Source organism: Frankia sp. CcWB3 (genome assembly GCF_977927595.1).
This window is the reverse complement of the sequence record NZ_CDWRCK010000035.1, coordinates 17,231-22,524: the sequence shown is the minus strand read 5'-3', so window position 1 is coordinate 22,524 and position 5,294 is coordinate 17,231. Positions and strand designations below refer to the sequence as shown.

Genomic DNA, 5,294 nt, shown 5'->3' with positions numbered 1-5,294 from the left:
CCACTCCGACCGGATGGGCTGGGCAGGCCGGCCCGCCCTGCCCGGCCGGCCTGCCCAGCCCATCCGGTCGGAGTGGTCGGAGTGGCGTCACCGAGTGTTCCGCTGCCGGGCGTCACGTCGACTTCGCGGTGAGCCGGCGGGCGATCTCGTCGAGTACCCCGCGCACGGCCAGGACGGCGTCGGAGTCCCCGAACTCCTCGAAGATCGCCCGCGCCTCGTGCAGCACCGCCTGCGCCGGGTCGAAGAGACCGAGGTGGGCCAGGGCGTTGCCCTGGTTCGCCCGAGCCCGGGCGTAGCCGAGGGGGTCGGCGTCGCGGTCGCGGGCGGCGATGACATCCTGGTAGCGCGCGACCGCCTCCCGCAGGTTGTCCTCCCGATGCGCGGACGGCGCGTAGACCAAGGCGTTGGCCAGGTTGAGCTGGGTGCTGGCCCACCGCTCGGGATGGGTCTCGCGGGTGTAGACGGACAGGGCGGTCCGCAGGCCCTGCACAGCCACGCCGACCCGTAGTTGGTCGGACGCCTGCGCCATCGGCATGGCCAGATATGCCGTGGCGAGGTTGACCTGTGCCGCCGCGAACAGCTCCGGGGCGGTATCGATGCGGACCAGGCGCAGCGCCGAGAGGTAGTGCTCCACCGCGGCCTTCAGGCTCGCCGGATCGTTCCCGGCCAGCTCCTGGTAGGCCGAACCGAGGCTCAGGTGCAGCTCGGCCCGGCCGACCGTGAGGTCGGTGGCGGCCAGCGCGGCGAGCGCCGCCGTCAGCTCTGCGATGACGGCCGGGCTCGGCCCCTCGACTCCGCGACGCAGGTCCGCCGCGGTGGACCTGAGCTGGGTGGCGAGACCGGGGGAGGGCTCCCGCGCTGCGGCGATGGCCCGCTCCAGCAGCCCCGCAGCCTCGCCCGGCCGGCCGGCGGCCATGGCCTGGGCGGCGTGTGCGGACCACACCATTGCCGCGATCTCGCCGGTCTCCCCGCCGGGCGGCGGAGGTTCGTCCAGCTCGCCCAGGGCGAACCGGACCACGTCCACCAGAATCCCCAGCTCGTCGCCGAGCGCCCGGCGCAGTGCCACCGGGTCTTCGGGGTCAGCGCCCGCCGGTCGCAGCACGAAGCGGTTGTAGCGGTCGACCGGGTCATCGCCGCGCAGCTGCCCGACGGCCGCGACGACCTCCCCGCGGTAGGCGAGCTCCAGCGCGGCCAGCTCCGCCGGCCAGGCCGCCGGCACCTTCCCGGCCGCCAGCGTCCGGCGCAGGTCGGCCGTGGCCTCGCCGCCCGGCACGAGCAGGAAACCGGCCGGCAGCGGGAAGACCCCGACGGGCTGCGGGCGCGCGCAGGTCACACCCGTGCCGATGACGTCGTCCTCACCCATGCGCGTCCTCACCCATGCGTCTGGTCATCCATGCGTCTGGTCATCCGTCCGTTCCGCCGGTCCCGGGGGTGAGACCGGCGATGATCATCTCCCGGACCTGTTCCATCGCCCGGCGCACCGCGGGACTGAGATCGGCGCCGGGCTCCACGCCGCCCGCCTCGATGAGGTAGACGACGACGTCGCCCGGATAGCCGTCGCCGAGCAGCCAGCGCCCGAACGCCAGCGCCTGGTCCCAGCGGAAGGCGTGCGGGTGCAGCGCGTCCAGGGGCAGGTTCTCCAGTTGTGCGCCCGGGACCTCGAACACGCTCCCGGGCTTGGCCCCGGTGCGGCTGGCGTCGACGACCACGACCCGGCGCGCGCCGCGCATCGCGAACGCCGTGTCCATCCCGGCGGTCCCCCCGTCGACCAGGCGCACCCCGGCCGGGACGCCCGTCTCAGCGAGCCGGCGGACCAGGATCGGCCCGACCCCGTCGTCACCGCGCAGCAGGTTGCCGCAGCCGATCACGGCCACCTCGCACCCTGGTGGTTCGAAACCGGGCGGATCGACCTGCACCCGCGGCCCGGGCGGGGGTCGCGAGGCGGCACCCGCCTCCCGGTCCCCGGTCATAGGTCACTCCCGGTCATAGGTTGTCGTTGATGACGAACCTGCTGAGCTCCCGGCCGGTCCTGCCGTCGTAGGCGTGGACCGTGCAGACCAGGCACGAGTCGAAGCTGCGGGCCACGTGGCCGAGCTCGATCGGGTTCTCCGGATCCACGATGGGCGTGCCGACGAGGGCCTGCTCGATGGGACCGGGCGCCTCGGAGCCGTCGCGGGGGCCGATGTTCCAGGCGGTCGGGGTGACCACCTGGTAGTTCGCGATCTTGCCGTCCTCGATGACGATCCAGTCCGAGAGCGAGCCGCGGGCCGCCTCCGTGGAACCGAAGCCGCGCCCTTCGGCGTACTCCACCGGCTTGAGGTGGAACGGCTCGTGCAGGTCCAGCTGGTCGAGCCAGGCCCGCGTCCACTGGTAGTACCTGGCGGCCTCGTGCATCCGGGCCAGCAGGCGGACCATCACCGACGGGCCGATGGCCGCCAGGATGTCCCCGAACAACGGGTCGTCGTCCTGGTGGGCACCCGCGCCGGGAGCCGCGGCGGCGACGCGGCGGGCGAGCGGCCCGGCCTCCAACGGCAGGTACCCGTGGTTCGGCACCTCGTACCGGGGTGACTTCGCCCAGCTGTACTTGCCCTGCTCCCGGCCGCGCGCCGGATCGATGGGCCGGGTCTCGCCGTCGAACGGGTGGCGCGCCTCGGTCCCCTCGTAGAACGAGTGGGTGACGTCCTCCCGCACCCGGGCCTGGTCGAACTCGGAGTACTCGCCGCCCGCGTACACCCCGGACCGGCCGATGAGTGCCGCGTTGCGGCCGGAGATGGTCGGCCGGGTGTAGAGGTCGGGGGCGAAGTATGTCCCGGTCGCCAGGTAGTTGCCGACTCCCTGGCCATAGCGGTCCAGGCCGATGCCGAGGCAGTACCGGAGGAAGAAGCCGCAGTCGCTGTCGCGCTGGGCGGGGTTCTCGTCCACCCAGGCGAGCACGTCCTGCCAGGTACGGTTGGCCAGCCATCGCTCCACCGAGCAGCCGAGCCACTGCTTCTCCAGCCAGTTGACCTTCCAGTGTTCCAGGATGGCGATGGAGCGGGTCACGTCCGGCAGCGTCGGCGCGCACATCACCCCGCCGGGCACCATGAAGCTGGAGTGCGGCCACTGCCCGCCGAAGATGGAGTAGACCTCCACCGGCTTGGCCGACAGCACCACCGCCGGGCCGTAGCTGCTGCCGGTGTAGGGCGCGAACCGCCGCACCGCCTCCTCATACAGCGGCGAGGAGGCGTATTTCCGGTTTGTGAGGTCGATGGCGAACAGCGCGTAGAAGCAGCGCGGGATGCTCTGCAACGTCTCGCACGCCTGCGCGATGTTGCGGACCAGCGTCGCGTTGGGCGGCATCTCGGTGCGCCACGCGATGTCCAGCGCGTACGCCGACTTGTACAGGTGGCTGCCCCCGCAGATCCCGCAGATCCGCGGGGTCACGATCAGGCCCGCCTGCGGGTCCTTGCCGCGCAGGATGATCTCAAAGCCCCGGAACATCGCCGCCTCGGTCCACGCCGAGGTGACCACCCCGTCGTCGATCGTGACCCGGACGTCGAGGTCGCCCTCGACGCGCCCCAACGGGCTGACGTTGAGATCGACGGTGGCCATTGGAATCCTCTCTCCTCCCCGTCCGTTCCTCGCGGTCTCCGGTCGGAGCACGCGCGGTCATCGGTCATCGGCTGCCGGGCGGCTAGACGACGAACATGTCCTCCTTCGACCACTGCGGGGCGACTATCCGGGCGGCTGCCGCGTGTGCCAGGTAGCCGAGGTGGCCACTGCCCGCCGGCACCTCCCGTGGAATGAGCCCGCCGACCTTCCGGGTCCTGAAGACCGTGCCGGGGGCGAGGTCGAAGAATGGGAACTCCGGCTCCGTGCACCCGATGCACGGCATGCCGGCGCGGGTCTTCGACGACTGGCGGTTCCACAGGATCCGGTTGCACGGGGAGTGGGTCATCGGGCCGCGGCAGCCGAACTCATAGAACAGGCAGCCCTTGCGGGTCCCGTCCCCGAAAGCCAGGGTCGACTGCTTGTATTCGAAGTACTCTGCCCTGGTGCAGCCGGTCTGGGTGAATGTCGTGAAGAACGTCCGTGGCCGGTGCAGCTCGTCGAGCGCGATGTCGGCGGCCCGGCCAGTGGCCAGCGCCACGATGATCTGCGTGATCCAGTCCGGGTGGGCCGGGCAGCCCGGAATGTTGACGACGGGCAGCCCGGAGCGCGACCGGAAGCCCGGGCCGAGGAAACCGCCGCGTTCACGCTTGTGGAACTGCAGCCCGGTGGAGTCCGTCGGGTTCGGCGCCGTCGCGGGGATCCCGCCCCAGCAGGCGCAGTCCCCGATCGCCACCACCACCTGAGCCTGGGCGGCCAGCTCGCGCACCCAGTCCTGCATGGGCCGCTCGGCGAAGACGTCGAAGCCGCCGCTTCCGTCCGGGCCGCGGATCACCGAACCCTCGAAGACGAAGATGTCGACCGGCCGCTCACCCCGCGCGCAGTCGGTGAACAGCTCCCGGGCCTGGGCGCCGTTCTCCAGCCCCAACGATGGGTGCCAGAGCAGTTCCAGCCCGAAGTCGGTGATCAGGTCGACGACGTTGGGCTCGTCGGCGTTCAGGAAGGACATCGTGTTGCCGCTGCACGCCCCGCCTTGGAACCACAGCACGGATGACATCAGCACTCCCTTCGTCGGACGGGCCGTGGTCGGCACCGCGGTCCGCCGCACCGCCCACCTCCACGAGCGGACCGAGCCCTCCGGCGAGGTGATCAGAAGCCGCTGGGCCGGGTGATCGTCGGGTGGCCCGTCGCCTCACGGAGACGTCCGGCAGAGCAGACGCTATGTCCCCCAACGCCGGACGCCTATCGACAGTGCGCGGAGGCTGCCACCAACGCGCAGTCACCAACGCGCAGTGCGGTTTGGTGAAGCGCACACGACCGGGTGAGAGTGGGGTATGCACCGGCCATCCCAGCCTGCCCTCATCGACGCCCGTGGGGCGAGCGCCGAGGCGCGGCCCGGCGAAGTGGTGAGCCGGTGCGATGCCGGCTCGGGCGGGTCACCGGATCAGGCGGGTCGCCGGAGGGTGCCGGGGGAGGACCGGGCGATGCACGAGCTGTCCGTCTGCCGATCGATCGCGGACGTCGTCACCCGGCACGCGGCCGGTCGGCCGGTCACCCGGGTGCACGTCCGGGTGGGCCAGCTGCGCCAGATCGTGCCGGAAACCCTCGCCTACTGCTGGAAGCTGATGAACGCTGGGCCCCCGGAGAGCGATGGGCCGCCGGGGAACGGCGCCGATCCCCCCGGCGGGCAGGTGCTGGCCGGGTCC

5 protein-coding genes are annotated in these 5,294 nt (G+C 72.0%); 1 reads left to right on the top strand and 4 read right to left on the bottom strand.

Translation table 11 applies throughout. The features are described 5' to 3' along the window. Positions 1–112: 112 nt before the first annotated feature. From ACY5KJ_RS04910 to ACY5KJ_RS04895, 4 genes are all read right to left on the bottom strand, one after another. The gene (locus ACY5KJ_RS04910) at positions 113–1,363 is read right to left on the bottom strand and encodes a hypothetical protein (protein WP_462202870.1); all 1,251 of its coding nucleotides are present in this window, start codon (positions 1,361–1,363) and stop codon (positions 113–115) included. A 40-nt stretch (positions 1,364–1,403) separates the two neighbouring features. After that, complete coding sequence (locus tag ACY5KJ_RS04905) at positions 1,404–1,970, bottom strand: hydrogenase maturation protease (protein WP_462185808.1); 567 nt, start codon at positions 1,968–1,970, stop codon at positions 1,404–1,406. A gap of 13 nt (positions 1,971–1,983) precedes the next feature. Beyond that, a complete protein-coding gene (locus tag ACY5KJ_RS04900) occupies positions 1,984–3,591 on the bottom strand; it encodes a nickel-dependent hydrogenase large subunit (RefSeq protein ID WP_462202869.1) in 1,608 nt (535 codons plus the stop codon). An 82-nt stretch (positions 3,592–3,673) separates the two neighbouring features. Continuing rightward, a complete protein-coding gene (locus ACY5KJ_RS04895) occupies positions 3,674–4,645 on the bottom strand; it encodes an NADH-quinone oxidoreductase subunit B family protein (RefSeq protein WP_462185836.1) in 972 nt (323 codons plus the stop codon). Positions 4,646–5,072: 427 nt separating this feature from the next. Between ACY5KJ_RS04895 and ACY5KJ_RS04890 the strand changes: the two genes are divergently transcribed. Beyond that, on the top strand, positions 5,073–5,294 hold a 222-nt coding region (locus ACY5KJ_RS04890; RefSeq protein WP_462202868.1), incomplete at its 3' end, for a hydrogenase maturation nickel metallochaperone HypA.